This window comes from Shewanella sp. (genome assembly GCF_013214165.1).
GTDB lineage: Bacteria > Pseudomonadota > Gammaproteobacteria > Enterobacterales > Shewanellaceae > Shewanella.
In genome coordinates, this window is sequence record NZ_JABSSM010000060.1 from 1 (window position 1) to 26,249 (window position 26,249).

21 protein-coding genes and 1 pseudogene are annotated in these 26,249 nt (G+C 37.7%); 2 read left to right on the plus strand and 20 right to left on the minus strand.

The features are described from left to right. The first annotated feature begins 287 nt into the window (after nucleotides 1–287). Nucleotides 288–686, plus strand: a complete 399-nt coding sequence (locus HRU42_RS15475) for a nucleotidyltransferase domain-containing protein (protein ID WP_295032263.1) — start codon at nucleotides 288–290, stop codon at nucleotides 684–686. A gap of 39 nt (nucleotides 687–725) precedes the next feature. Beyond that, nucleotides 726–1,133 carry a DUF86 domain-containing protein gene (locus HRU42_RS15480; protein WP_295032265.1) on the plus strand — a complete coding sequence of 136 codons (408 nt, stop codon included), beginning with the start codon at nucleotides 726–728 and terminating at the stop codon, nucleotides 1,131–1,133. A 488-nt stretch (nucleotides 1,134–1,621) separates the two neighbouring features. Here HRU42_RS15480 and HRU42_RS15485 read toward each other — a convergent pair whose 3' ends face one another. The 20 genes and pseudogenes from HRU42_RS15485 to HRU42_RS15580 all read right to left on the minus strand — a co-directional run bounded on the left by HRU42_RS15485 (nucleotide 1,622) and on the right by HRU42_RS15580 (nucleotide 25,889). Continuing rightward, nucleotides 1,622–2,941, minus strand: a complete 1,320-nt coding sequence (locus HRU42_RS15485) for a type II toxin-antitoxin system HipA family toxin (RefSeq protein ID WP_295032267.1) — start codon at nucleotides 2,939–2,941, stop codon at nucleotides 1,622–1,624. Next, nucleotides 2,935–3,270, minus strand: a complete 336-nt coding sequence (locus HRU42_RS15490) for a helix-turn-helix transcriptional regulator (RefSeq protein ID WP_295032269.1) — start codon at nucleotides 3,268–3,270, stop codon at nucleotides 2,935–2,937. Before HRU42_RS15490 ends, HRU42_RS15485 begins: the two co-directional genes overlap by 7 nt. 745 nt (nucleotides 3,271–4,015) lie before the next feature. Then, a complete protein-coding gene (locus HRU42_RS15495) occupies nucleotides 4,016–5,185 on the minus strand; it encodes a nucleotide sugar dehydrogenase (protein WP_295032271.1) in 1,170 nt (389 codons plus the stop codon). Nucleotides 5,186–5,379: 194 nt separating this feature from the next. Continuing rightward, nucleotides 5,380–6,261: a UTP--glucose-1-phosphate uridylyltransferase GalU gene (gene galU / locus HRU42_RS15500; RefSeq protein WP_295032273.1), complete on the minus strand. Its 882-nt coding sequence runs from the start codon at nucleotides 6,259–6,261 to the stop codon at nucleotides 5,380–5,382. A 73-nt stretch (nucleotides 6,262–6,334) separates the two neighbouring features. Continuing rightward, nucleotides 6,335–7,381, minus strand: a complete 1,047-nt coding sequence (wecA, locus tag HRU42_RS15505) for a UDP-N-acetylglucosamine--undecaprenyl-phosphate N-acetylglucosaminephosphotransferase (RefSeq protein ID WP_295032275.1) — start codon at nucleotides 7,379–7,381, stop codon at nucleotides 6,335–6,337. Between the two features lie 173 nt (nucleotides 7,382–7,554). After that, nucleotides 7,555–8,562 carry an NAD-dependent epimerase gene (locus tag HRU42_RS15510; RefSeq protein WP_295032277.1) on the minus strand — a complete coding sequence of 336 codons (1,008 nt, stop codon included), beginning with the start codon at nucleotides 8,560–8,562 and terminating at the stop codon, nucleotides 7,555–7,557. Between the two features lie 295 nt (nucleotides 8,563–8,857). After that, nucleotides 8,858–9,544, minus strand: a pseudogene (locus HRU42_RS15515) (UDP binding domain-containing protein); the annotation flags it as partial. Between the two features lie 176 nt (nucleotides 9,545–9,720). After that, nucleotides 9,721–10,887: a nucleotide sugar dehydrogenase gene (locus tag HRU42_RS15520; protein WP_295032279.1), complete on the minus strand. Its 1,167-nt coding sequence runs from the start codon at nucleotides 10,885–10,887 to the stop codon at nucleotides 9,721–9,723. A gap of 11 nt (nucleotides 10,888–10,898) precedes the next feature. Then, the gene (locus tag HRU42_RS15525; protein ID WP_295032280.1) at nucleotides 10,899–12,029 is read right to left on the minus strand and encodes a glycosyltransferase family 4 protein; all 1,131 of its coding nucleotides are present in this window, start codon (nucleotides 12,027–12,029) and stop codon (nucleotides 10,899–10,901) included. A gap of 70 nt (nucleotides 12,030–12,099) precedes the next feature. Continuing rightward, nucleotides 12,100–12,984, minus strand: a complete 885-nt coding sequence (locus tag HRU42_RS15530; protein WP_295032281.1) for an ATP-grasp fold amidoligase family protein — start codon at nucleotides 12,982–12,984, stop codon at nucleotides 12,100–12,102. Nucleotides 12,985–13,507: 523 nt separating this feature from the next. Further along, nucleotides 13,508–14,341, minus strand: a complete 834-nt coding sequence (locus HRU42_RS15535) for a glycosyltransferase (RefSeq protein WP_295032282.1) — start codon at nucleotides 14,339–14,341, stop codon at nucleotides 13,508–13,510. 248 nt (nucleotides 14,342–14,589) lie between these two features. After that, a complete protein-coding gene (locus tag HRU42_RS15540; protein WP_295032283.1) occupies nucleotides 14,590–15,696 on the minus strand; it encodes an EpsG family protein in 1,107 nt (368 codons plus the stop codon). 312 nt (nucleotides 15,697–16,008) lie between these two features. Next, nucleotides 16,009–16,860: a glycosyltransferase family 2 protein gene (locus tag HRU42_RS15545; RefSeq protein WP_295032285.1), complete on the minus strand. Its 852-nt coding sequence runs from the start codon at nucleotides 16,858–16,860 to the stop codon at nucleotides 16,009–16,011. Between the two features lie 3 nt (nucleotides 16,861–16,863). Then, the gene (locus HRU42_RS15550; RefSeq protein WP_295032287.1) at nucleotides 16,864–17,973 is read right to left on the minus strand and encodes a polysaccharide pyruvyl transferase family protein; all 1,110 of its coding nucleotides are present in this window, start codon (nucleotides 17,971–17,973) and stop codon (nucleotides 16,864–16,866) included. Between the two features lies 1 nt (nucleotide 17,974). Continuing rightward, nucleotides 17,975–19,021 carry a nitroreductase family protein gene (locus tag HRU42_RS15555; RefSeq protein ID WP_295032289.1) on the minus strand — a complete coding sequence of 349 codons (1,047 nt, stop codon included), beginning with the start codon at nucleotides 19,019–19,021 and terminating at the stop codon, nucleotides 17,975–17,977. Beyond that, complete coding sequence (locus HRU42_RS15560; protein WP_295032291.1) at nucleotides 19,005–20,354, minus strand: flippase; 1,350 nt, start codon at nucleotides 20,352–20,354, stop codon at nucleotides 19,005–19,007. The genes HRU42_RS15555 and HRU42_RS15560 overlap by 17 nt, the downstream gene beginning before the upstream one ends. 481 nt (nucleotides 20,355–20,835) lie before the next feature. Then, complete coding sequence (locus tag HRU42_RS15565) at nucleotides 20,836–21,075, minus strand: hypothetical protein (RefSeq protein ID WP_295032293.1); 240 nt, start codon at nucleotides 21,073–21,075, stop codon at nucleotides 20,836–20,838. Nucleotides 21,076–21,169: 94 nt separating this feature from the next. Continuing rightward, nucleotides 21,170–22,132, minus strand: coding sequence for a Wzz/FepE/Etk N-terminal domain-containing protein (locus tag HRU42_RS15570; RefSeq protein WP_295032295.1), 963 nt, complete (start codon nucleotides 22,130–22,132; stop codon nucleotides 21,170–21,172). A 394-nt stretch (nucleotides 22,133–22,526) separates the two neighbouring features. Continuing rightward, nucleotides 22,527–22,883: a four helix bundle protein gene (locus HRU42_RS15575; protein WP_295032297.1), complete on the minus strand. Its 357-nt coding sequence runs from the start codon at nucleotides 22,881–22,883 to the stop codon at nucleotides 22,527–22,529. Nucleotides 22,884–23,129: 246 nt separating this feature from the next. Then, the gene (locus HRU42_RS15580; RefSeq protein WP_295032298.1) at nucleotides 23,130–25,889 is read right to left on the minus strand and encodes an SLBB domain-containing protein; all 2,760 of its coding nucleotides are present in this window, start codon (nucleotides 25,887–25,889) and stop codon (nucleotides 23,130–23,132) included. Nucleotides 25,890–26,249: the final 360 nt, after the last annotated feature.

The window sequence follows — 26,249 nt, forward strand, 5'->3', positions numbered from 1 at the left end:
ATGTGACCGAGGCCATTCCTTGTAGGAGCGGCTTTAGCCGCGAAAGAACATAACATCAAAACATCGGGCCTAAATAAATAGAGGCGGGCATAGGTGTTCATGTGAGCGAGGCCATTCCCCGTAGGAGCGGCTTTAGCCGCGAAAGAACATAACATCAAAACATCGGGCCTAAAGACCCTCCTACACCAGAAGCGAGACGTCCCATCCCCTGCTCTCACGACGTTCAGCCTTAACTTTTCGCTTATGGTATACTAATAACAGCACTAAAATTAATAAGTAACACTCGTATGTTCAAATTGGATGAAACCGTACTCATTAATGCTATTAGAATCAAAATCCCCAATCTAAGGCTAATCTACCTGTTTGGCTCATATGCGAATGGTGAACAACATCCCGAAAGTGATCTAGATATTGCTATATTGCCAGCAAAAACGTTAGATAATCTAACACGCTGGGAAATTGCCCAAGCATTAGCCTCAGAATTTGATATAGATGTCGATCTGATTGATCTAAGTTGCGCTTCAACGGTATTGTGTCAGCAAGTCATCACCCAAGGCATATGTCTTTGGGGAAGCACTCGCGATGATGACATTTTTACCACGAAAACTATGTCTATGTATCAACACCTACAATCCGAAAGAGCCGCAATATTAAGTGATTTTGAAGTAAGAAATAACGACAAATAAGCGTATATCGCTTATTGGGAATATCTAGGAGGCATATCGATGAACGATATCATGCTCAACAAAATGACGACCATCGGACGCTGTTTAACTCGTATTAAAGATGTTTATGGAGATGGCAACGCCTTCCCACATGATTACACTCTACAAGATAGCGTACTGCTAAACTTACAAAGAGCCTGTGAGGCGTGCATCGATATTGCTAATCATATCAGTCGTCAACACAAGTTTGGTGTACCTCAAAGTAGCCGAGACAGCTTTACCTTGTTAGCACAAAACAGTGTCATACCAGCAGCTCTCGCTGAAAAACTCAAGAAAATGGTAGGCTTGAGAAATATTGCCGTCCATGACTATCAAGAGTTAAATCTCGACATTGTTATCCATGTCATCAAGCATAATTTAAGTGACTTTGAAGATTTTATAGAAGCTGTCAAAAACGGAAAACCCTAAGACATTAATCATCAGAAGATTCTGGTAGGAGCGGCTTCAGCCGCGAAAGAACACAACATCAAAACATCTGGCCTAAAGACCCTCCTACATCAAGATCCAAATAACAAAAAGCCCGCCCTAAATAAATAGCAGCGGGCATAGGTGTTCATGTGACCGAAGGCCATTCCTTGTAGGAGCGGCTTCAGCCGCGAAAGAACACAACATCAAAACATCGGCCCTAAATAAATAGCAGCGGGCATCAGGGTTCATGTGACCGAGGTCATTCCCCGTAGGAGCGGCTTCAGCCGCGAAAGAACACAACATCAAAACATCAAAACATCGGGCCTAAAGACCCTCCTACATCAAGATCCAAATAACAAAAATCCCGCCCTAAATAAATAGCAGCGGGCATCAGGGTTCATGTGACCGAAGGTAACTCCCCGTAGGATCGGCTTCAACCGCGATTGATTGTACCGAAAAAATATTCGATGACATACATTTGGCGGCGTTTAGATGGAAAGCCTTAAATTTTGACTTATCTCATTTATCAAAGACTTAGGCACACTTTGTTCCGAGGCGAGTTGGCTCCACGTTGAGACCACTTCAATAGTATTATCTAATATGTCGTTTATCTTTCGTTTACTGAAAATAGGACTTAGTTTTTCAAAACTGTGAAAATCAGCTCTAGTAAAATTGTCTTGCTTGCCATTTAGTGTCATCCAATGTTTACTGACCCAAAAGCTGTCCGGTTTGAAGCTGTATGCTAAATCGTAAGCTGGGGCGAGTTGCCAATTATTTTCGTGGTCAAGAATAAACCCAAAGTTTTTAGCATGGTCATCGTGATTTCTAGACACAACATTAAAGACCATTCGTTTAAATAGCTGATTAGCATCCTCAGGACTCAAATTGAGCTTTCGCGCAGTACCAAGTAACTCGGCGTAAGAATACGAGCCTACTTTTTTGTAACTTACATGCTCTAGTCCGTTGAGAGTCTGCACATGTACTTTATCATTACCGTTGCGATCAAACCTTTGCGTTATAAAGTGTCTCCGATCACCTTCATTAAGCAAGCGACAAGGCATCATGTCGATATCACATCCTGTTGCCATCAAATGATATACATACTCCATCGCGCCATAACCTAATGGATCACCAAATGTTTCTTGGCTTTTATTGTGTTCGCTTACACCATCAAACTTCATAAGATAATGAGTAAACCCATCGGGTGCGTCAGTTTGGCCTGAACGAACTTGGCTAAAATCTTTGTTAAATGCCAATACGGCTTTTGGCCTTGCACCACCAGCACTCATGCCTACAGACATAAGTGACATCATGGCTTCAGTATCTTCTTGATTGCCATTGTTTAAGTTGACGTTAAACTGCTTACGTTTATCTAATACTTCTTGAGCCATTGAAACAAGTGATTCTATGTGTATAGATTGAGAAGCATTCAGGTTTTTACGTCTAATGGCAGGAGCGTATGTTAAAGCGCCCATTCCTCTCATGCCCGTATACTGTAACCGCTGTAGAGGAGTAATCTCTGTTGACGATTTACCTTTACTTGCTATCCAAGCGTTCATTACGGCATTACCAAAATCATCCGGCAATGAGTCTGCAATGAGTCCTGGAAGTCCTTTGAATGTTGGGTAATCTAATTCGGGAAATGAGTATATCTTTTTACTCAAAGGCATTTTTATTGGCGAAAGCTCGATCCCCTTTTTGATAAAACTAGGGAAATATTCGAACCAGCCAATTTGATTTTCTGTATCATAGCTTACAGCGCCGACATCATGATGCTTGTACTTTACGGTTATGACTTCTTTTACCATGATGGCGTAACCTTACTTTTAGTGATCGTTTTACTCGTGCCTGTTGCTCGTTTACGTTCTTTGCCTTGCAGCTTAGCAAGCTGAACGGGTGATATTCCTTGTTTAGGTATAAATGAATTAAGTTGTTCCGTCAGTTCGAGCGCCACCAAAATAGCAACAATGGATTCTAGTGTTGATTTTCCTTTCTCGCTATTAGTTACGGCTTTAAGTGATATTCCAGCTTTTTGAGCCAACTCTTTTTGTGTTAAGTCTGCATTAAGCCGAGCAACTTTGATTCTATCGCCTAATTCAGTAGCAATGGCATGAGGCGTGGCAGCACTGAACATCATAAGACCCCCTAAAGGACGCTTTATGTCACATGAACTACACATGCAACCCTTAAAAGAAGTATTACACACCACTTTGCACCGGTCAACATTAAGCTACATACAAGCCTTTAAGGGACTGTTATGTACATAAAAGCTAACTAAATCACCTTAAAAGGAAGATTTCCGGCCAATCTCTTTATCTATTAACCAATTAAAATAGCAGCTGGAGGAAGTACAATAGGTGATAGAAAGTGTGCAAATATCCACCGCACTTGGTAGGAGCGGCTTTAGCCGCGAAAGAACACAACATCAAAACATCGGGCCTAAAGACCCTCCTACATCAAGATCCAAATAACAAAAAGCCCGCCCTAAATAAATAGCAGCGGGCATCAGGGTTCATGTGACCGAGGCCATACCCCGTAGGAGCGGCTTCAGCCGCGAAAGAACACAACATCAAAACATCGGGCCTAAAGACCCTCCTACATCAAGATCCAAATAACAAAAAGCCCGCCCTAAATAAATAGCAGCGGGCATAGGTGTTCATGTGACCGAGGCCATACCCCGTAGGAGCGGCTTCAGCCGCGAAAGAACACAACATCAAAACTTTAGCCGCGATTGATTGAAACAAGCAAAGATTCGAATTAACATCAATCGGGCCTAAAGACCCTCCTACAAAACACGAAACTCAACGCCAAACTTCTGGTTTCTCAGGCCATATTCTACAAACGCAGTCATATAGCCAAGCTTATCACCGCAATCATGGGACTTACATATCATTTCCAAACAGATCTCGAGTGTAGACTTTATCGGCTACATCGGCGATCTCATCAACCATGCGGTTCGATACAATAACATCGGACATCTGTTTAAATTCAGCCAAGTCTTTGACTACACGAGAATGGAAAAATTCAGCTTCATCGAGTACAGGCTCATAAACAACAACTTCGATGCCTTTGGCTTTGATTCGCTTCATGATTCCTTGAATCGAAGATGCCCTGAAGTTATCTGAACCACTCTTCATAATTAAGCGATATATGCCTACGACGGTAGGATTTCTCTTAATAATTGCATTGGCAATAAAGTCTTTGCGCGTAGTGTTCGCATCGACGATGGCACTAATTAAGCTATTAGGTACATCCGCATAGTTTGCACGTAACTGTTTAGTATCTTTAGGTAAGCAATAGCCACCATAGCCAAATGATGGGTTATTATAATGACTACCGATGCGAGGGTCTAAACCTACCCCTTCAATGATCTGTCTGGCATTTAAGCCATGCGTTTCTGCGTACGTATCAAGCTCATTAAAATAGGCAACCCGCATTGCAAGATAGGTATTTGAAAACAGTTTTACCGCTTCCGCTTCGGTCGAATCGGTAAACAGTAATGGGATATCTTCTTTAAGCGCCGCTTCTGACAACAGGTTAGCAAATACTGTAGCACGCTCGGAACGTTCACCAATGATAATCCGAGATGGGTGTAGGTTATCGTATAACGCCGTACCTTCACGTAAAAACTCCGGCGAGAAAATAATGTTATCGCACTTAAACTTTTCGCGAACCGACTCAGTAAACCCAACGGGTACAGTCGACTTAATCACGATAACAGCTGCAGGGTTTATCGCCAATACGTCTTGAATGACTGATTCAACAGAAGATGTATTAAAGTAATTGGTTTGAGGATCATAGTCGGTTGGTGTGGCAACGATGACATAATCAGCATCGGTATAAGCGAGTTGCTTATCACAGGTAGCCAGCAAATTTAATGGTTTTGTTGCTAAATAATGTTCAATTTCATTATCCGCAATTGGCGATCGTTTATCATTAATTAGAGCTACTTTTTCTTCAATGATATCAACAGCCACAACTTCATTATATTGCGACAATAATACAGCATTTGATAGGCCTACATAGCCAGTTCCCGCTATAGCAATTTTCATCATAAAACCTTTAAAAAAATATCCACATAAAATAACACCCTATGTCAAAAAAGTCTCATTTTACGCTCACAATTACCTAAACTAAGACGACATTCGTCTTAGTTTTATCCTCTGGAGCGGCTTCAGCCGCGATTGATTGAAACAAGCAAAGATTCGAATTAACATCAATACCGATTTCGGGCCTGAAGGCCCTCCTACAAAATCAACTGCTGCAAATTTTTACGAAACTCAACGCCTAACTTCTTGTTTCTCAGGCCATACTCTACAAATGCAGTCATGTAGCCAAGCTTATCACCGCAATCATGGGACTTACCTGTCATGTGAAAAGCTTCTACGGTATCGGATTCGATCAACATATCGATGGCATCTGTAAGTTGAATTTCATCCCCAGCACCGGCAGGGGTTTTAGCAAGGAGATCCCAGATTTTTTCCGATAACACATAACGGCCAATAACGGCGAGGTTTGAAGGTGCCTCATCAAGAGCTGGTTTCTCAACCATCTTAGAGATAGCCGTTGATTCACCGGCGCACAAACCAACACCTTCACAATCGACAATACCATACTTACTGACATCTTCATCAGGCACAGGGGCAACCATGATCTGACTAGCCGAAGTATCCTTGTAACGGCGAATCATTGCCGCTAAATTGTGGCTGGTTTGGTTGGCTGTATATTCATCTAAGATCACATCGGGTAACACCACAGCAAAAGGATTATTGCCAATACAAGGCTTGGCACACAGCACAGCGTGCCCTAGCCCTTTAGCCTCACCTTGACGCACATGCATTATGGTCACATCTTTAGGGCAAATAGCTTGTACTTCTTCCAGTAACTGGCGCTTTACCCGCTTCTCCAGCGTAGATTCAAGCTCATAAGAAGTGTCAAAATGGTTCTCGATAGCATTCTTACTGGCATGGGTTACCAGTACTATCTCTTTAACGCCGGCTTTTACGCACTCATCGACGATATATTGAATTAAAGGCTTATCGACTAGAGGCAACATCTCTTTGGGAATGGCTTTGGTAGCGGGTAGCATGCGCGTACCAAGGCCAGCAACAGGAATAACAACTTTCATTTCTATCCTTAAAACAAAAAGCCCCGCAATGCAGGGCAAAAGTAAATACTGCTGAATCAGATTAGTCTATTAGTTAAGACTCTTGCCTGATCCAAGTCAAAATTTTCCATACGTTGCTCAGAGCCCAATTATAAGCACTGAATAACATTAAAAATCCGGCAAACATAATCCATTCAGGCACATTATAATTCTCCCCCATAAGCCCTAAGAGAGCGATTAAAGTTGCTAGAATTGATATACGTACTAAAGTCTGCTTTCTGGTATAGCCTGCACGTTCAAAGATATGGTGTAGATGATCTCGATCGGGCTTAAAAGGAGAAGTCCCTTTTTTTACGCGTCTGTACATAATTGCAGCCATATCCATTAATGGTATAGCAATAAGATACAAGGCGATAACCGGAGAAAATGCTTGCGTATCGACATTCGTTCCTACCACTAACAACCAGACAACGGTTAGCCCTATCAGCATACTGCCAGCATCCCCCATAAAGATCTTTTGGAGCTTAGAAGATGGCCAACGCAGATTGAACATTAGATAAGCAAGTAAGGCCGAAACGTATAGCACAGACAACATATACCATTCGCTGTCTGCTTGATAGAGTAGATAGCCTAATGAAGAAAAAGTCACCACACTTAATGTGCCGGCAAGACCATCAATCCCGTCAACCATATTGAAGGCATTGATAGAGCCTATGACTGCAATAACAGTAACAAAAACACCAACAAGACCAAGCTGTAAATCAAAAAAGTAAAAAATCTCCCCTAAGCTAGTCAAGTAGAGCCCAGCTCCGAATATCATCATTGAAGCAATAATGACTTGTGCTACGATACGAAGCTTTACTGACAAATCATACTTATCATCCAACACACCTAAGAACAAAATTAACGCTGAGGAAATCAAATATAAGTTAAGCTCTTGACTTTGAGGAACAAAAATCATTGTAGCAAGTAAAATACTTAAGTAGATAGCTAATCCACCGATGAGTGGGATCTCACCTGTGTGATGTTTTCTTTCATTTGGTGAATCGACCAAGCCATATTGCGTAGCTAAGGGCTTAAGGAGGTTTATTGCTAGACAAGTCATTATAAACGTAATGATAACGGGATAGATGCTACTCATTTTGAGTCCTTAAAAGTAGGTCTGTGCGTGAAAAAATCAGAACACATAAACCTAAGTTCTATGTCATCCATAATGCGTACGAATTATAGCAGAGCTTTGTTAAGTGTAAAACTAACACTTAAAGAATATGCTGTCATTTATCTTCTATAAATGATGGGGTTTTGATCTGTAGGCTAGCAATGATAAAACTCACGATACCAGTCAACAAAAAGTTTAACGCCAGTCTCAACATCCATTTCTGGCTTATAACCAACTGTCTTAAAAAGATCTTCAGTATCAGCCCAGGTTGAATGAACATCACCAGGCTGCATGTCCATCATGTTCTTCACCGCTTTGATACCTAATGCAGTTTCGAGTGCTGATATAAAGTCCATCAACTTTACCGGGCTACCATTACCTATGTTGAATACACGATATGGTGCAGAACTGGTAGCAGGTGTCCCTGTATCTGCAGACCAATGATCACTGATAGTAGGAACAACATCTTGAATTCGAATGATACCTTCGACAATGTCATCAATATAAGTAAAGTCTCGGCTCAAATTACCATGGTTGTACACATCGATAGCTTCACCATTCAAAATAGACTTAGTAAACTTAAAGAGAGCCATATCAGGACGTCCCCATGGGCCGTATACGGTGAAAAACCGCAGTCCTGTTGTCGGTACACCATACAGATGTGAATAGGTGTGAGACATCAATTCGTTGGCTTTTTTGGTTGCAGCGTACAAGGAAATGGGGTGATCAACGCTATCGGCGGTTGAGAATGGCATCTTGGAATTAAGGCCATATACTGAGCTCGATGAAGCATAGACTAAATGCTCGATCTTGTGATGACGGCAACCTTCAAGAATCGTCAAATGTCCAATTAAATTACTATCAGCATAAGCCATGGGATTATCAATTGAGTAACGTACACCAGCTTGAGCGGCAAGGTGAATAACACGTGCGAAATCACTTTCGGCAAACAAGTTGGCTATGCCTTCTCTATCGGCCAAATCCAGTTCAACGAATGAGAAATTGTTTAAAGACTTGAGTCTATCTAAGCGTGCCAACTTGAGGTTAACATTGTAATAATCATTGAGGTTGTCAATACCTACAACCTCATGACCCATGCCACACAAGCGTTCACTAACCTTAGACCCTATAAAACCGGCAGCTCCGGTCACTAAATACTTCATAAAATTCTCTTTTAAAACTAAAATAAACGCTAAGTTCACGGATGACGGAACGTTCGCAAGCTCACTCACAGAACACTACGCTCACGGTACAAACCTGACGACATAATGCCGATCGTTCAAAGAAATTTGCTTGTACCAGCTTAGATTTTATCTGATGATTATATAGAATACAGCAAGGGGCGTAGCGATGCGCTATAATCTGAGTAAACCGTAAGCAAAGCATTCCGTAGCAATGAATCGCGTTCCGTTGGACCAAAGGCGGTTCCGCCTTTATCATCTTATCCGTTACCGGCCTTTAATCTGAACCGAATAAATCACGTGTATATACTTTGTCAGCAACATCGTTAATCTCATCAACCATGCGGTTAGACACAATAACGTCAGAAATAGACTTAAATTCATTCAAGTCAGTGATGACTCTGGAATGGAAAAACTCGGCTTCATCCAGAACTGGCTCATACACAACAACCTCAATACCCTTGGCTTTGATCCGCTTCATGATCCCCTGAATCGAAGATGCACGGAAGTTATCCGAGCCAGACTTCATGATCAAGCGATATATACCCACAACCTTAGGGTTTCTTTTAATTATCGAATCGGCAATAAAGTCTTTACGGATAGAATTGGCATCAACAATCGCGCTGATCAAACTGTTCGGCACATCGGCATAGTTCGCCTTCAACTGCTTTGTGTCTTTAGGTAAACAGTAGCCACCATAGCCAAATGAAGGATTGTTGTAGTGGGAGCCAATACGTGGATCTAGGCCTACACCTTCGATGATCTGACGAGAATCTAAACCATGAGTCTCAGCGTAAGTATCCAATTCATTAAAATAAGCTACCCGCATGGCTAGGTAAGTATTAGAGAATAGTTTAACAGCCTCGGCTTCGGTTGAGTCAGTGAACAAGATTGAGATATCTTGCTTAATCGCAGCGTCGGCCAATAAACCGGCAAAAACAGAAGCGCGTTCAGAGCGCTCACCAAAGCAATGTGTTTGTACCAGCTTTGATATTGTCTGTTGATTATATAGAATACAGCAGGAGCATAGCGACACTCTAGATTCAGTGCAAACCGTAAGCAAAGCATTCCGTAGCAATGAATCGCGTTCCGTTAGACCGAAGGCGGTTCCGCTTTTATCGTCTTATCCGTTACCGGCCTTTAATCTGAACCGAATAAATCACGTGTATATACTTTGTCAGCAACATCGTTAATCTCATCGACCATGCGGTTAGACACAATAACGTCAGAGATAGACTTAAATTCGTTCAGATCAGTGATGACTCTGGAATGGAAAAATTCAGCTTCATCCAAAACTGGCTCATACACAACAACCTCAATACCCTTGGCTTTGATCCGCTTCATGATCCCCTGAATCGAAGATGCACGGAAGTTATCCGAGCCAGACTTCATGATCAAGCGATATATACCCACAATTTTAGGATTTCTTTTAATTATTGAATCAGCAATAAAGTCTTTACGGATAGAATTGGCATCTACAATCGCGCTGATCAAACTATTCGGCACATCAGCATAGTTAGCCTTCAATTGCTTCGTATCTTTGGGTAAACAATAACCACCATAACCAAAGGAAGGATTGTTATAGTGTGATCCTATACGAGGATCAAGACCAACACCTTCTATGATCTGACGAGAATCTAAACCATGAGACTCTGCGTAAGTATCCAATTCATTAAAATAAGCCACCCGCATTGCTAGGTAAGTATTAGAGAATAGCTTAACAGCCTCGGCTTCGGTTGAGTCAGTGAACAAGATTGAGATATCTTGTTTAATAGCAGCATCGGCCAATAAACTGGCAAATACTGATGCACGTTCGGAACGCTCACCTACGATAATACGTGATGGGTGGAGGTTATCGTACAAAGCACGCCCCTCACGTAAAAATTCTGGAGAGAAGATGATGTTATCGGTTCCAAACTTTTGTTTTACCGATTCGGTGAAACCCACTGGCACAGTCGATTTTATCACCATAACCGCACTAGGATTAATGGCTAACACATCTTGAATTACAGCCTCGACCGAAGAGGTATTAAAGTAATTACCTATGGGATCATAGTCAGTTGGTGTCGCAACAATAACAAAATCGGCATCTCGGTAGGCGAGTTCTTTGTCCAGAGTTGCAGTCAAATCCAGTTCTTTATTTGCCAAAAAATCTTCTATTTCAACATCAGCAATAGGTGAAAGTTTGTCATTAATTAAATTGACTTTTTCTTCAACAATATCGACAGCGACTACAATGTTTTTCTGGGCCAATAAGACCGCATTAGACAGGCCAACATAACCGGTACCGGCAATTGCAATTTTCATTTAATTTCTCATCATTTTTTGGATAAACATTCTTTAATAGCATCAAGGTACTTGTTGATCACAATACGCTCATCAAATTCATTTTCGATTTTCATACGACTTTTCTCACCCATTTCGAGGCGTTCTTGGTGAGTCATGTTAATAATCAACTCTAACTTTTCAGTTAAACTTTTAGACGAACGTGGTTCGCATAAGAAGCCGTTAACCCCATCATCGACCGTTTCTCGGCAACCAACATTATCGGTCGTTACTATAGGTTTACCCATAGCTCCAGCTTCAAGTAATGACTTAGGAACACCTTCTCGATAATAAGAAGGTAAGACCATGCAATCTACCTTTGCTATTTCTTGCTCAACACAATCAGAAGTACCAAGGTAATTAACAATACCTTCATCAACCCAAGATTGCATATCTTGCTTTGATACTGCTGATGGGTTACTTACGTCAAGAAAACCTAATAAACATAGCTCAACGTTAGCCCCATACTTTTTCTTTAAGCTACGCGCAGCTTCGACATATTGACCAATACCTTTGTCATATAACATTCGAGCAATCAATAAAAATCGAACTGTACCATCATCGATTGCTGGAGATAGTACGAAACGGGTAAGGTCAACACCAGAACCTGGCAGTCGATCTGTTTCAACTGTTGTTGTGATTTTTTTATCTAAAAATAATTCGCGGTCATCTTCATTCTGAAAAAATAACTTAGATGCTTTTGATTGGCTTATTTTATAAAGAAAACGAACAATTTTAGAAGTTATGCTCTCATTAATAAATAAGATACCTAAGCCTGCTATATTATTAACAGATTTGGTACCATTAAAATATGCAGCTAAGGTACTGTAGATATTGTTTTTTGGGGTAAAATTTAATGCTACATCAATATCTTTTAGTTTGTAAATCCTATAAAAACAAATAAATGTCTGGATATCACGAACAGGGTTAGTTCCACCTTGATCAATATTGATATGGATAAACTCACAACCTAATTCGAATAACCGACTGGAATATTCATCTTCAGGGGCGATAGCTATAACACTATAACCCTGTTTGATTAAAGCAAGGATTGTGTTCTTTCTAAAGTTATAGAGATACCAGCTTGTGTTAGAAGTAATTGCAATTGTGGGACTACGAGACATTTTATAACCTTAAAAAATCACTATAACTAAATCTATCAGTAGGAGTTGAAGACAGTTTTCACTAAATATTTTACGAAGTGAACTCTTCCCAATAACTACCTAACAAATAATCCGCTTTTTTTGTAGAAAGAGGTTCCCAACCACTTCCATGACAAAAAGTTAATTCACCAAAATAAATTTTTCCCTCAACATTGTACAAATCGACTCGAACATACTTAAATTGTTCTGATAGGTTTTTTGCAACACGAATCAGTGTATCCATGTTTGAAGGAAACTTATAATCATTAGAAATTGAATCATACTTTGGTTGAATATCAAAATCTAATCGTTTCAAATCCTCATCAAAAAGCGAACGCTTATGATTCCCAAAACGATCCGCATCCACTTGAACAATAACTTTAGACTTATGTCCATTAAAGACATGCAATTTATAATCAGATGGATAGCTACCATCCTGATGCTTAATTAATTCTTCGAAGATAACGTGAGGTTTTTCGATATCATAAAAATGTTCATCTACAATGTGACCAACTTTAATTTCTAGGTATTCATTAAATCGAAGGCAAATATCATTCAGCTCTAATTTTGATTTATCTTCAACAAGCAATACATTTTCACCTCCACCACCGTTACTTGTTTTCATCACGAAACTAGTAGGAAGATCATCGAAATCTTCTGGAGAAATGAACAATTTAACTTTGATTAATGGAATTAAATATTCAGCACCCAGTTTGTCTTTAACAAATTCCCTCACTGTATATTTATCGACAAATTTTGATAATAATTGAGGTTCTGTATTAAACTTTCTATAGATTATTTTCTCAGAAAAAGTTCTGGGTTTATTTAACCTAGGGATATAACCATGAGTCAATACAAAACGAATACATGTATACCCTTTCACCCCTAATAAAAATCTCATTACATCTCTAATAAAATATTTTATTTTTTTATTCATACATAATTCTTATTTAAAGTTGAATGATGTTTACAGTTATTTATCAAGAGCTAAGGTGTTAAAGGCCTGGCTCAAATTATTTAATTTACATATTTTATTTTTAGCGGTATAAAACATTGCTTTAACAGCTATATCTATATCACCAATAGACAATAATACACCTCTTTTATTAATTTAAAATTCAGTATGTATACCAGAGTAATCGTCATAAGAATCAAACAATATTTCCTTGAGTCCAGTCTTACAATCACTGTGTATCGAGATTGTACGGCAGATCATAGACTCATGGGAAACCTTCCGATTCTGATAATGATTAATAGAACTCGTTTTTTGTACATAATTAAATGGATTGCCTATCATACCATTCAGTGTAATACTATTTATTTTCTATTTTCCCATCTGTAAAATCAAGTCCAAACCGACGACATACAGAGTCAACAGAACTAATATTGATGTACTAATGAACGTCTTAATTGAGGTGCAAAATACTTTCTTAGGAGCAGATGAAACTGCACTATAAGAACTAGATCAACCTAAACTTTTTCTTTAAAATAAATATCATAATGTTAAAGTCTAATTTCTTTAACATATTGCAATTGAAGGTATGGTTGTTTTGCCAAAATAATAGTTTAAATTGCGAATATTTTTTTTGTGAATCAGTCATATCACTGAAATGCTTTTTTTGAAAAGATTCTAGCCCTGTTAATTTTTTAGAAGAAGTTGAAACCCTCCCTTCTTCATGTTCCGTATGGAGAATATATTTTTTTTCTTTGAGCCGTAATGCTGGACCATAGTGTTTTATTAATCTAACCCACATGTCAGCATCTTGAGCCGAAGTTAAAGTTACATCAAAACCACAGCATTCAATAAATCTATATTTTTCGGTTAACACTTGAGTGCCAATGATATTTTCCCATAAGCTATTTTGGTATGAAATAACTTTGTTTTTCTTAACAGTAAACAGTGGGAAATGTTTTTTATTAGTGATGACTTTAGTGTTTGATGCTACAAAAGAATACTTTGGGTCATAATTATTAACTAAGTAAGATATGCGGTCGAAAGTAAACTCATCATCATCATCCAATCCTGTTACAAAAAAACCATTTGAAATTTTTATACCTTCATTACGCGTATAACAAGCACCAGAATTTAGGTTATTACGTCGATATCTAATGGGAATATGAGTTTCTATTTGTTTTAAAGCGATTAATGAACGAACGTCAAATTCAGAGCAATCATCACTAATTATTATTTCAATATTTTCATAATCTTGCATAATCACTGAATCGATCGCTCGGCTTAATAGCTTTTCTCTATTATATGTGGTGATAACAACACTAACTAACGGGGTGTCCATGGGAGATCCTGTATAATAAATCAATATTTTGATTAATATTACGATTAAGAAAGGGATTTATATTTTAAGTAAAACGTTACTTTCAGACTAAGAACTTCATTTAAATATATCCCCATCTCCATAATCGATTATTCGAATAACCTCGAAAACATGGCTTTTTATAAAGCTCAGGTCAATTAAAAGCACTATAATAACACTAACTTATTTTTTATTAAGGAGATAGTCTAACCTAATTATAAAAAACGAGATCAATACAATGATAATGACCCACTAAATAAAGAAAAACCACTAGGCTTTGATACAGAAGACTTAATAAGAAGAAGCATAAAAAAACTAATAAAAACAAATCGAATCAAAATCTTAGATTTCACACTAAACATTTCTATTACATATGGGATATAGATAGGTGCGATTAAACTATAATAGATAAAAAACCGTCTTGATAATGTATCTATCCCAGAAAAAACAAAGCTTATGGATACTAGAATAGCCATCATTTGCGATAAAATAAAAAATTTATTTTTTTCTTTTTGTGAAAAAAAATACACAAATATTAAAGATGTAAATATTAGTTTAACAACAGAAATACCGCCTTCAACCTCTCCTTGTTCTAGCATAATTAAATAATACTGGATTTTCTTAGTCATAAACCCAAAATCTAATATCATGATATTATCATAAAATAGTTTTGTCCCTACAGACTCAAATATCCCTCCTATAACAATAGAACATGCTAACAATGTTAGAACTAATTTTCTGTTTAAAGGCTTCTTTTCAAGGAAAATATAAAAAACAAAGATAAGAGCTGTAACATAATGAACTAAAAGTGCTAAAATCAAAAATATGTATGATTTTACTTTACTTTCATCTTTAAATCCAACATAACAAAGGAATAAAGCTAGTGATATTGTCTGCCTAATTAATTGCCCAGATGTAAATAAAAATGGTGTAGCGGTAAAAACACAAAAAAGACAAAGCCAAAAATATTCTCTTTTAACTAGTTTATAAATCGAGATGGCAAACAAAGAATTTATAGTTAATGCATAAATCAGTAATAAACCTCGAGGAGATAGGGTGTCAAAAAAGATTAAATTTAATATGTAATTATAAATATAAAATATAGGTTCCCTTACAAAACTATACTCCACATCCCTAATGTAAAGATATGTATCGTAATATCTAATCATATCATCTGAATTTATTTCAAACAATGCCCTAGAGCTAACCAAAATAGAAGATAAAATCACAAAGAAAACTGTAAAAACAACATTAATTTTAAAATCATCTCTTGGGTAAGATGAGGAAATAATACCAGAAAAAAATATTAGCAATAATACTAACAAATAAAAATTCATATTTAAAACCTAGTTTATTATCAAGATCCATTTTTTGTAACTTAAACACATTAAAGAAATGTTAAACTAGAAACGTGCATAACCAAAGTAGCCAGGATATTAATTTTCTTTTTTGCTATGAGCTGTGGTTATCACTCATTATAATGATTAGTGATAATCATTATTTGATGAATTAAAATATGGTTATTGTATAAAATGAGACTAACCAGCTTCACTGAACTGAATGTAGATTTAAATTAATTCCAATAATGTTGAAATGTTAAATAAATCAACATACCAGAATATGATTTATTTAACTTAATGAAACAACATCTATTTACGAAATGAATCTGGAAATATTTTCCAACCTTGTCGGATAAAAACACATATTATTTTCATTACCTTCATTAATGATACATCTCGTCCATATGAACGCAATAATGAAGCTAGTGATAACTGATATTTAGAATATTGATGCATCTTCAGAAAATGATTAAAACGGAATGCCACATCAATTCGACATGTTGATCGTTCTTCATTTTTAACTCTAGTAAGACTGCCTTTTCTCTCAACTACAATATAAATCACATTTAATGATGATTTTATTTTCTTCGCATAATGTCCTACTTTTAAAGAAAATATCATATCGTTAGATGCAATCACTTCATCAAATCTTATATTCTCTGTTAGTATAAGCTGTTTTTTTATTAATTTACTCCAAGGTACAAAAAATGAATATCTTATTTTTTCATCCTTATTATAGTAATGCTGTTTAACTAAGTTTTCGTAATTAATATGTCGACTTGATAACTCACACGAATCAATATTTATACTTTCCGGCTTAAAATACAAAACATCGTAAAAATCACTCTCACTCAATAATTTATTAATAATATCAAATGCATTGTGAGTAAAGTAATCATCTGAATCAGCAAATAAAAGCCAATCACCATTCGAGTTTTCAATACCAATATTCCTACATGTACCGGCACCTTTTTTTTGATTGTTTTTAAAACACTTAACATTAGTTAATGAATACCCATTAACCAGTGTTAACAATTGATTATAGTTATCACTATAATCGTCAACAAGAATACACTCGATATCAGAATTTAATGGTATCGTTTTTAATAATCTAGCGATACCATCAAGATCATTATAATGTGGAATAATAATACTAATCATAATTTAAATTATATCTAAAACTTTATTCCACATGGCCATTGATTTCGTTTTCAAAGCATGAGATTTATCATTAATTCTATTTTGAATTATTTTATATTTTTCATTGTTAAACAATTCAATTAAAAGCTCATTATGCTTACTATTAGATTGATCTAATAAAAACTTCTCATTATCATAATCACGCATTAACATTTCATATTTATGACTCCAACCAGTTCCAATTGTTGGTATTCCTTGAGATAGAGCACTAACAATACCATGAAATCTAGAACTAATGACAATATTTGAACAACCAATAATTTTTTTTATTTCTCTTGGGCAATCAGATTTGACTATTTCTATTTTACTATCAAGTCTATCATTTATTTGATTCACTAAATCTAGGTCAGATTTACCTTCATGAAGTAAGAAATATGGTTTTCTTCCATGTTTAATACACGTATTAATCATGTCATACATCTGATTCAAATAAATGTCCGCGGTTTTAAAATCAGAAGACATTTCGATCATTTTAGAATTAGGTATTACACAAACATCTCGCGGTGAGGCGCTAACACCATCAAGAGACACAATATTAGTAAAATCGCACGATTGGAAAACATTGTCTTTCGAGTATGGCTGTATATATTTATATGATATTTCATCTCGAGCAAAAATAAGGTCACAAGATGGTACAATATGTTTTAATTGTTCATCAAACCCTTTTTTAGTAAATGGGCCCAATGCCTGTGGTAAAATGATCACCTTTTTACCATCTTTTTTCCATTTATCTATACGACCTAATCTCGTAGCTAATTTATTAACACTCCACTGATCACCATAAGCAAAACCCGATGTATCCAAGATAACATCGACATCTTTTTCTGATAAAATGCCAAACTTACTTTTTATTTTAGCCGGAAGATAGTCACCAATGAAACTTAAATCCATATATTTATTTCTAAATACAAACTTTTGATATAACCCATGATTAGCCCTTCCAAAATAATCTGTATTAGGTTCAACTACAAATTTAGCATCAGGGTATTTTGATCTTATCTTTTGTTGTACTGCAATTAACATTAATTCAGCACCTTTATTAGGTATTCCTATACCTAAAACTTCTACTATCATTTTATTTTACCTCTATTACTAATTCATCAGCTGTTTTCTTTTGAGAAAATGGAATCAATCCTTGCTCATCTCCATAACCAACAGCTATTAACATTACTACTTTTTCATGAGGCTTTAGTCCCAATAATTCAGATATTTTTTTATCTCTAGCCACTATATCTGGCCAGTTAATTACACAACTATTTAAACCTAATATTTCAAGAGATAATAACAACTGCATTGATGCTAATGATGAATCAATATATATAACATGCCTATCTCTTTCAAATGGATAGCATGACAAATCACCAATAACCGCAACTATTGACGGTATATTGTCAGAAAAACCAGCTGTTCCCATAGCAGATTCAGCTATCTTTTTCACTTTACTTTTATCATTAGAAAAAATGAATTTAAACGGCTGTCTATTACATGCAGATGGTGCTTGAGAACTAATTTCTACAGCCTCTTTAAATATATTAATATCCACTTTTCTATCAATGAACCATCTGTTAGAACGTCTTTGCTTAAAGAGTAATGTTAACTCTTCATAAGAAATTGCAGCTCTAACTATACTTTTCTTTTCATATGGAACTAATTTATTTTCATTTTGATGAAGAGGGCTAACCTTAGTGAATTTATCAAAACAACATGAAATAATTTCATTATTTCGATCTACCACGTTGAAATATTTACTTAAAACGTCATAAGCCCACAAAAACTCTTGGCTTTTGGATATATTTGAATTAAAAGAGGCTCGGGTGTAGCAATCTATTGTTTCATTCAAATATGCTAATCCAAATACAGCTCTTCTTGGTCTCATTATTAAACCTTTTTCAATGCGGTGTACGTTTCTTCTTAATAATGCTGAAGAGTCACTATTAACACCATCTGATTTATAATAATTTAACTTCCCAAGTAAAACAGCTAATTGTTCATTTTTAAATTCTTTAGAAAATAGTACATAATATATCGAGGCTAACGTACTATTTTTAGAGAAAAGAAATAATGATATATATTTGAGTCTCTTTAAAACCAATTTAAGAAAGTTTTTAATTTTTAATTTCACTTTTGAAATATACCTTTTTTAATATCATAACTGGAAATATGAATGTGTATGTTAATTGAAAGAATATTACCCTTGTCTTTTTGAAAATAGCAAAGCATAAATATGAAGAAAATATATATGCAATAACCGTAGAGTACGCAGCACCTATAGCACCAAACTCAGGGATAACAAACCAATTTAAACCCACATTAATGACAGCTCCAAATCCATGAGACAACAATGAGATATACATTAAATCTTCTGCAATTATCCACTTACTAACTAAAGCTCTTAAAAAAACAAATATTCCGCCCCAAATATGAATTTTAAGAATCATTGAAGACATTATAAACTCATCTCCGTAGAGGTTGATTACAACAAAATCTGCTAATAAAGTAACCGTGACAGCAATTACTATAGAAATAAGATATAATAAAATGAATATTTTTTGTAAATAATCATAGTAACTTAAATCAGATTTTTTCTTTTCACTCAGAATTTTAGAAAAAAATGAAGCTACTATTGCTGTGGGTATAAAATACCAAACTTCAGATAACTTTGCAGCTACAGCGTAAACACCAACTGCAGAATCATCAATAAGATTACCAAGCATTATCTGATCGATCTTCAAATAAATTATCGATGCAAAACCTGATAAAATTAACCACCAAGAACTTTTAATCAATTTGATTCCATAATTGAAATCTATGTATTTAAACCTTATTGTTCTCCCTTGCATATAAAAACATACAACAAATCCAATTCCAATAATTCCAATCTCCAAGCTTGATATAAAAATCAAATAACTTACATCGTATGCTAGGTAAACACATGTCAATTTTATAGTAACAAATATAATTGTTACTAATGTTCGCATTATGGAAATCACTTTTGATTTTACATAATATTGAAACCAATAATTTATAAAAGAGAATACAGTTAATGTATTAAATGCTAACATTATACTAAAGAGATAAATATCTTCATTATCTATTAATGATAATTTAGTATAAATATAGAAAAAGAACAGACTTGACACTATAATTGAAATTAATCTAAATATCAGGATTGTCGAGATAACTTTTCTTTCTGGTATGCCTTTGGAGATCTCTCTCATTAAAATAGCATTAAGGCCCAAAGATGATAAAGGTTCTATCAAAGTTATTAACGCTAGGAGATAGTTAAGTTTACCAAAAGAATCACTGCCAATAACTCTAGCGATAACTATACTGGATAGTAGTTGCAAAGCCATTATTATTATTTTTTCAGAAAATAGCCAAGATATGTTTTTAATTATTTTTGATAGCGCTTGATTACTCGAAATACTTTCTATTTTTAATTGTATTTTATTCATATAAAATCAATATTAACATGAGTTAAATTTTAAATATAATTACTATATTATGACGCTACAAAAAGCATATTGAAATATGACAAAAGTATTCATATAATACAGACTATGTAGATTCAACGTTTACGTATCTCTGTGATAATTATAGCAATAGTGTGTCATTAATTTTTTAGCTAGAGTGAGTTTATACAAGAATAAGAAGCTGATAGAGGAATTATTCATCCTATTAATTACTTAAGATTATTTAAAATTGAGTTTATCATATTTCTATCTCAGTGATACTTTTACCACTGAAATAGAAATATTCGATTGAGATAGTCTTGAGATATCTGTCCCTTATAAATTCTAGATTACAATATGCTGATAAAAAACCCTTAATATCTTCAATCTTTAAATAGGTATAACTTATCACTCACATTGCTATTGTTGCCTATTATCTCAACAACTTTTACTTCAACCCCAAGAATTTCACACCTTAGAAGTGCTATATAAATTTTTTAGCGGTATTTAGACCTAAACGGCCTACCATCAAGATTGTTCTAGCCAGCACATTAACAGTACCTGGGGACTTGATCATATTCATTCTAAGCCAAGGTAATAACATCAAGGTTTCAATACCCGATGTTTTAATAACCTCTTTAGTTTCTAATTTACCCGACAGAATTTCTAACAAGCCGCGTTCCCAGTCAAGGTTAATGTAACACTGCACGTAACCTTTACGCATATCCGCATCAATAATCAGCACTTTTAGCCTATCTTGCTAGCATTGAATTAAAGTTCACATACACAAAGGGTTTACAAAAGCAGAATGCTGTTAACTAACTATCTTCTTTGTTTATAAAGTTTCTAATCAATACTATCATCACAGCCAGCATTCCACCTAGCATTGTGCCTAACACACATATTAGTGCTCGCTTAGGTCCAGCCTTTTCTTCAGGTACTAACGCGGGATCAATTGTCTTAAATACATATTCATCACGTACTTCGGCGAACATAATCGTTTTTGCTTGTTCTTCGATGAGCTTGTAAAGAATAGAACGAATATCGGCTACATTAGTTGACGCGATCTGCTTAGTTAAGAATTCACTACTGCGATTGGCTTCTGCTACATCGCGTTTTTTCATCACCTTGTTAATGTCTTCGACTAACCAAGTCACCCATTGCTGGGCAACTGCCGGCGACTGATGCTCTACGGATACAGTTACCATGCCAGTATCTTTAGCCGAGTTAACTGACACGAACTTTGTAAATTCTTTATAGGCTTCTTGCATCGAGGGTTCTGGCTTAAACGGTGCGTTAACTACACGAACCCAAGTATTAGCACTTAAGTTATATAACTCTTCATCATAGGTGATGCTGTTATCGCTCATGTTCCATTTATCAATTGCCATTAAGTCAGGTAAGATCTTGTGCCTTTGAATAAACTGGCTGGTAAACTGTCGTGATTTCATCACTTCGATTGCCATTTGAGTCTTATCGACGCCACCGCCACCGCTCAGGTTAATCCCCGCCATGCTGGCTAGGCCGCCAAACTGACCCGCTAATGCGGCTAAACCACCGCCCTGTTCCGACTCAGCTGGCGCTAACAGAGCTTCAGATTTGTAAATATTCGGTTGATTTATGGCATAGATAACTGAACCAATGGCGAAAACTGCAGTGATGGCGATGATGAGCCACTTGCCTTGCCAGATGACTGAAAACAACTCCCTCAAATCAATCTCATCCTCGTTTGTAGTTTGAGGGAACTGTGAATCGTTATATTTATTTATATCAGTGGACATTGAAAATGTATCTCATGTTTTGAATACGGTTGACGGAACGTGACTTCGTCACTACGGAACGCTGCGCTTACGGTAGAGATTTAAGAGCGATAACTGTGGACGGAACGCTGCGCTTACGGTTAAAGATGTAAAAGCGATAACTGTGGACGGAACGTTCGCAGGCTCACTTACGGAACACTTCGTTTACGGTATAGATTTAAGAGCGATAACGGATAACGGAACGTTCGCAAGCTCACTTACGGTTAAAGATGTAAAAGCGTACGCTTTACGTGCTGTTATCTGTCAGGACGCAGTCCGTTCCGTAGCCGCTTGCGGCGTTCATGCGGCCGAAGGCTGTTCCGTGAACGTAGCGTTCCGTTATCCGTAGGCCGCAGTCTATTCCCTAAGGCGCTAGCTAAGAGGACTTGTTACGATTTTTTAAGCTTTTAATCAAGCCAGCTAGCATTGCGGATATTTTCTCAGCATCTCTAAGTATGTTTTCAACAAAATCTTTATCTAAATAACTAATTTCTCTACCTATCATTGCTTGTGTCATCATTTCTGCAAGTGATGCTTTAGCAATATAGAGAAATTGAATCTGCTCTTTCACTCCCTGCCGCTCGATGCCCTCAGCTATGTTTGAAGGTACCGAAAGGCCTGAGCGAGTGATTTGATCTTTGAAGCCCCAATCCCTTAGCTCTTTTGTCTCTCTATAAATCGAGCAAGATAATTGAAAACTGAGTTGCCAGACTTCTAGCTTTTGGAATTTCATAACCATCCTTGGTTTGAGTAAAGATGTAAAAACAATAACGGTGGACGGAACGTTCGCAAGCTCACTTACGGTAAAAGATGTAAGAGCGAAAAAGGATAACGGAACGCTTCGCTTACGGTAAAAGCTACGGGATAAAAGCAAAGACGAACGGTCTACGACCTAGGGAACGCTTCGCTTACGGAATACGGGCAGACTCCGTAAGGACGCAGTCCGTTCCGTAGCCGCTTGCGGCGTTCATCTTAACCTTTAAAGCCTAGCGACTGTGGCGAATGCGACGGCTGAGTTGTAGATGATGCTGGTGACCTGAGTCCAGAGCGTTAGGTTATCTTTGTACTCGGTGTCTAGCGGTACAATGATGGTATCACCAGGTTGTAGGTCATCTTCACTGCTGAACCACATTGAATTACTTGGCATCATCACTGAACCGTTGGCCTTGATGACGTAGGTTCTATCATCATCGGCACGCTCTCTCACTCCACCAGACATTGCCAGGTATTGGTCTAACGTTAAGCCCTGCTTGAATCTGTGCGTCGCGGCATGTTGTACTTCGCCCATCACAGCAATGGTCTGCTTAGTCGATGGAATATATAACACATCTGAGTCTTCGAGCTGTAAATCAGCTTGCTCGATGCCGATTGAAATGGCAGAAAGGTCGACGACTAGGCGTCCGACGGCTTTAATATTCTCTAAATCGGTCAGCATCATCTGCGCATCGGCGTAGTTGACCACGTTGCCGTCTTTAGATACGCCACGAGTCGCGATATCACGGCGCAGTTGATCGGCGAGCTTCTTAATCTCTAACTGCTCTTGCAAACGAACAGACTCACGCACAAACACTGATGATGGCAGATATGCGTATTCGGTGAAACCACCGGCGCGCTTTAGTACGTCTTGAAGTGATTCACCACGACGTATGTTGTAAACACCTGGGAATCTGACTTCACCACGGATCTCTACGGTTTTGTTCTCTTGCCACTCGGGTGTGGTCATGACAGTTAATATGTCACGACCTTTCAGCAAGACATTAGCCGTTGCATTTCCCTCAATTGCACTTTTAAGGTCTATATTGGCATGCTTAATACTCGAACCAATATTATCTGTCACTGTGCTGGTCAGTTCTGCTCTAGTGGTATAGGCACCTTCTTTAAGACCACCGCCAGCTTTGATTAGATCATTGACTCTGGCATTGACCGCTAAAGGATATATCCCCGGATGGCGCACTTTACCATTTACGGCAACAACCATGACCCCCTTACCCGCACGGCCCTGACTACTGAGCTTCATGACTACCGGATAGAGAAGCTCGCCTCTATTCATCACGCTACTGAGCTTAATCAAGTCTTTATCGTCAAACAGATTAATCAACATCTTGTTGACTTCGCCAATAATTGCAGCTGTTTGGTCGTCTTCAGGTGCCTCTTGAGCAATAATCACTCCACCTAATTGACTGCGTTGCTCTAAACCTTGTTTTTGCAACTGCGAGAAACCTGAGCTGAACATGTCATTACCCAGCAATGAATCACCGGCTAATTTAGCCACCTTGGCAACTCTCTCTTTGACGAGTTTGTTCAGTTCATAGCGATTTTGCGCTTCGTCACTGAAGTTAAAGAAAATCACCTTATCTCGAGATTTTAATAACAGGTCATCAGATGCGGCTTTATCACTAATAGCCAGCCCGGGTGCAAACTGATGGATTTCAACATCACCATAGTCATTTATTTCACGAACGATAATACCGTAATCAAGATCTGCCGAGGCTTGTAGGTCGCCCCATATTGATGGAACCAGATCACTGATTTTTTGCCCTTGGTACCATTGATACTTACCAGGACGGACTACCGCACCGATAACCGTGATGGCGTTTTCATAGCGGTTCGATGCACTCTTGATTCTGACCACATCTCCGGAGCGAGCTTTAGTGGCTTTGCCACTGGCGGTGGTTAAATCTAGGTTGGTGACTGTTTTCAAGCCTGTGCTATTGAAACGCTCGACACTACTGCTTCTTGGATAGGCTCCAGGTTTAAGCCCTGCAGCCATAGAGATGATATCACCAATGGTTTCATGCTTTTTCAGCTCATAGATAGCCGGTCGACGCACTTCACCTGTGACACTGACTAGCCCACCCACAGAGGGGATAAATACCACATCACCAGAACGAAGACGCTTATCTCCGGATGCATCTCCTCTCATGAGCAAGTCATAAAGGTCCATGCTGCCAATGAGCTTGCCATTACGTTTTAACTGAATGTTACGCAGTGAGCCTATCTCGTTTACTCCGCCAGACACAAACAAGGCTTGCGTAATCGTCGATAGACTCGACACTGTATATGAACCTGGCTTGTAAGCGTCACCTGCAACAAAGATTCGAATTGAACGTAGCTCACCCATGGTGATATTCGATTCAATGCCGATCATCTGCTGGTTGATACGTGTTGTTAATTGTTTTCTCAGTTCCGCAAAGTTTAAACCTACGACATTAATAGGCCCTAGCGCAGGAAATTGAATCACGCCTTCACGATTGATAACCAAGTCATACTCTTTATTTTCTTTGCCGAAGAGCTGAACCTTGATGTTATCTCCAGGCCCAACCAGATATTCACTCGGTACAGGCACATCAGAGACTGGCGCAAAGGTTGTCGGCTCGCCCCGAAACAGGTCATAACCAAAGCGCTTTAATTCCGTTTTAGCCTTATCTTCATCAAAATCTAGCTTGGATTTATTTTCTGCAGCATTTCGATTATCAAAGATAGCTTGACCACTCGCATCAAACTGTTGTCTTTCATTGACTAGCTGTGGGTTCTCAAGCTGACGTTGTTGGCTAGCACCGCCACTGATCATCGACGGGTCGATGCCGTATTGCTTGGCTAGCCTTTGCTGCTCTGATGCGGGTAGTTGTTTAAATTGCTCTATCATCTGCGGAGACGGCGTTACAGCCTGCACCTGTGTGCTTAACAAAACGAGTGCACTAATACCTGCAATAATTATTTTTTTGGTTTTGTGTAACACCTGTGTACTCCATGAAAGAAAATTGACTAATGAAGCAAAGACGAACGGTCTACGACCTAGGGAACGCTTCGCTTACGGGTAAAAGCTAGGGGCTAATAAGCAAAGACGAACGGTCTACGACCTAGGGAACGCTTCGCTTACGGGTAAAAGCTAGGGGCTAATAAGCAAAGACGAACGGTCTATGACCTAGGGAACGCTTCGCTTACGGAATTTGGGTAACAGCAATGAGCTTAACGAATGAAACTTTTCATCCTTTAAATACATCCTGTAAAACAGCCAGTTCAGCATCCTTGCCTCTCGCTCATAAGCACTATCGCGAGCGATAATTCGCCCTTCGGGCACGCTACCGATCCGCGTGGC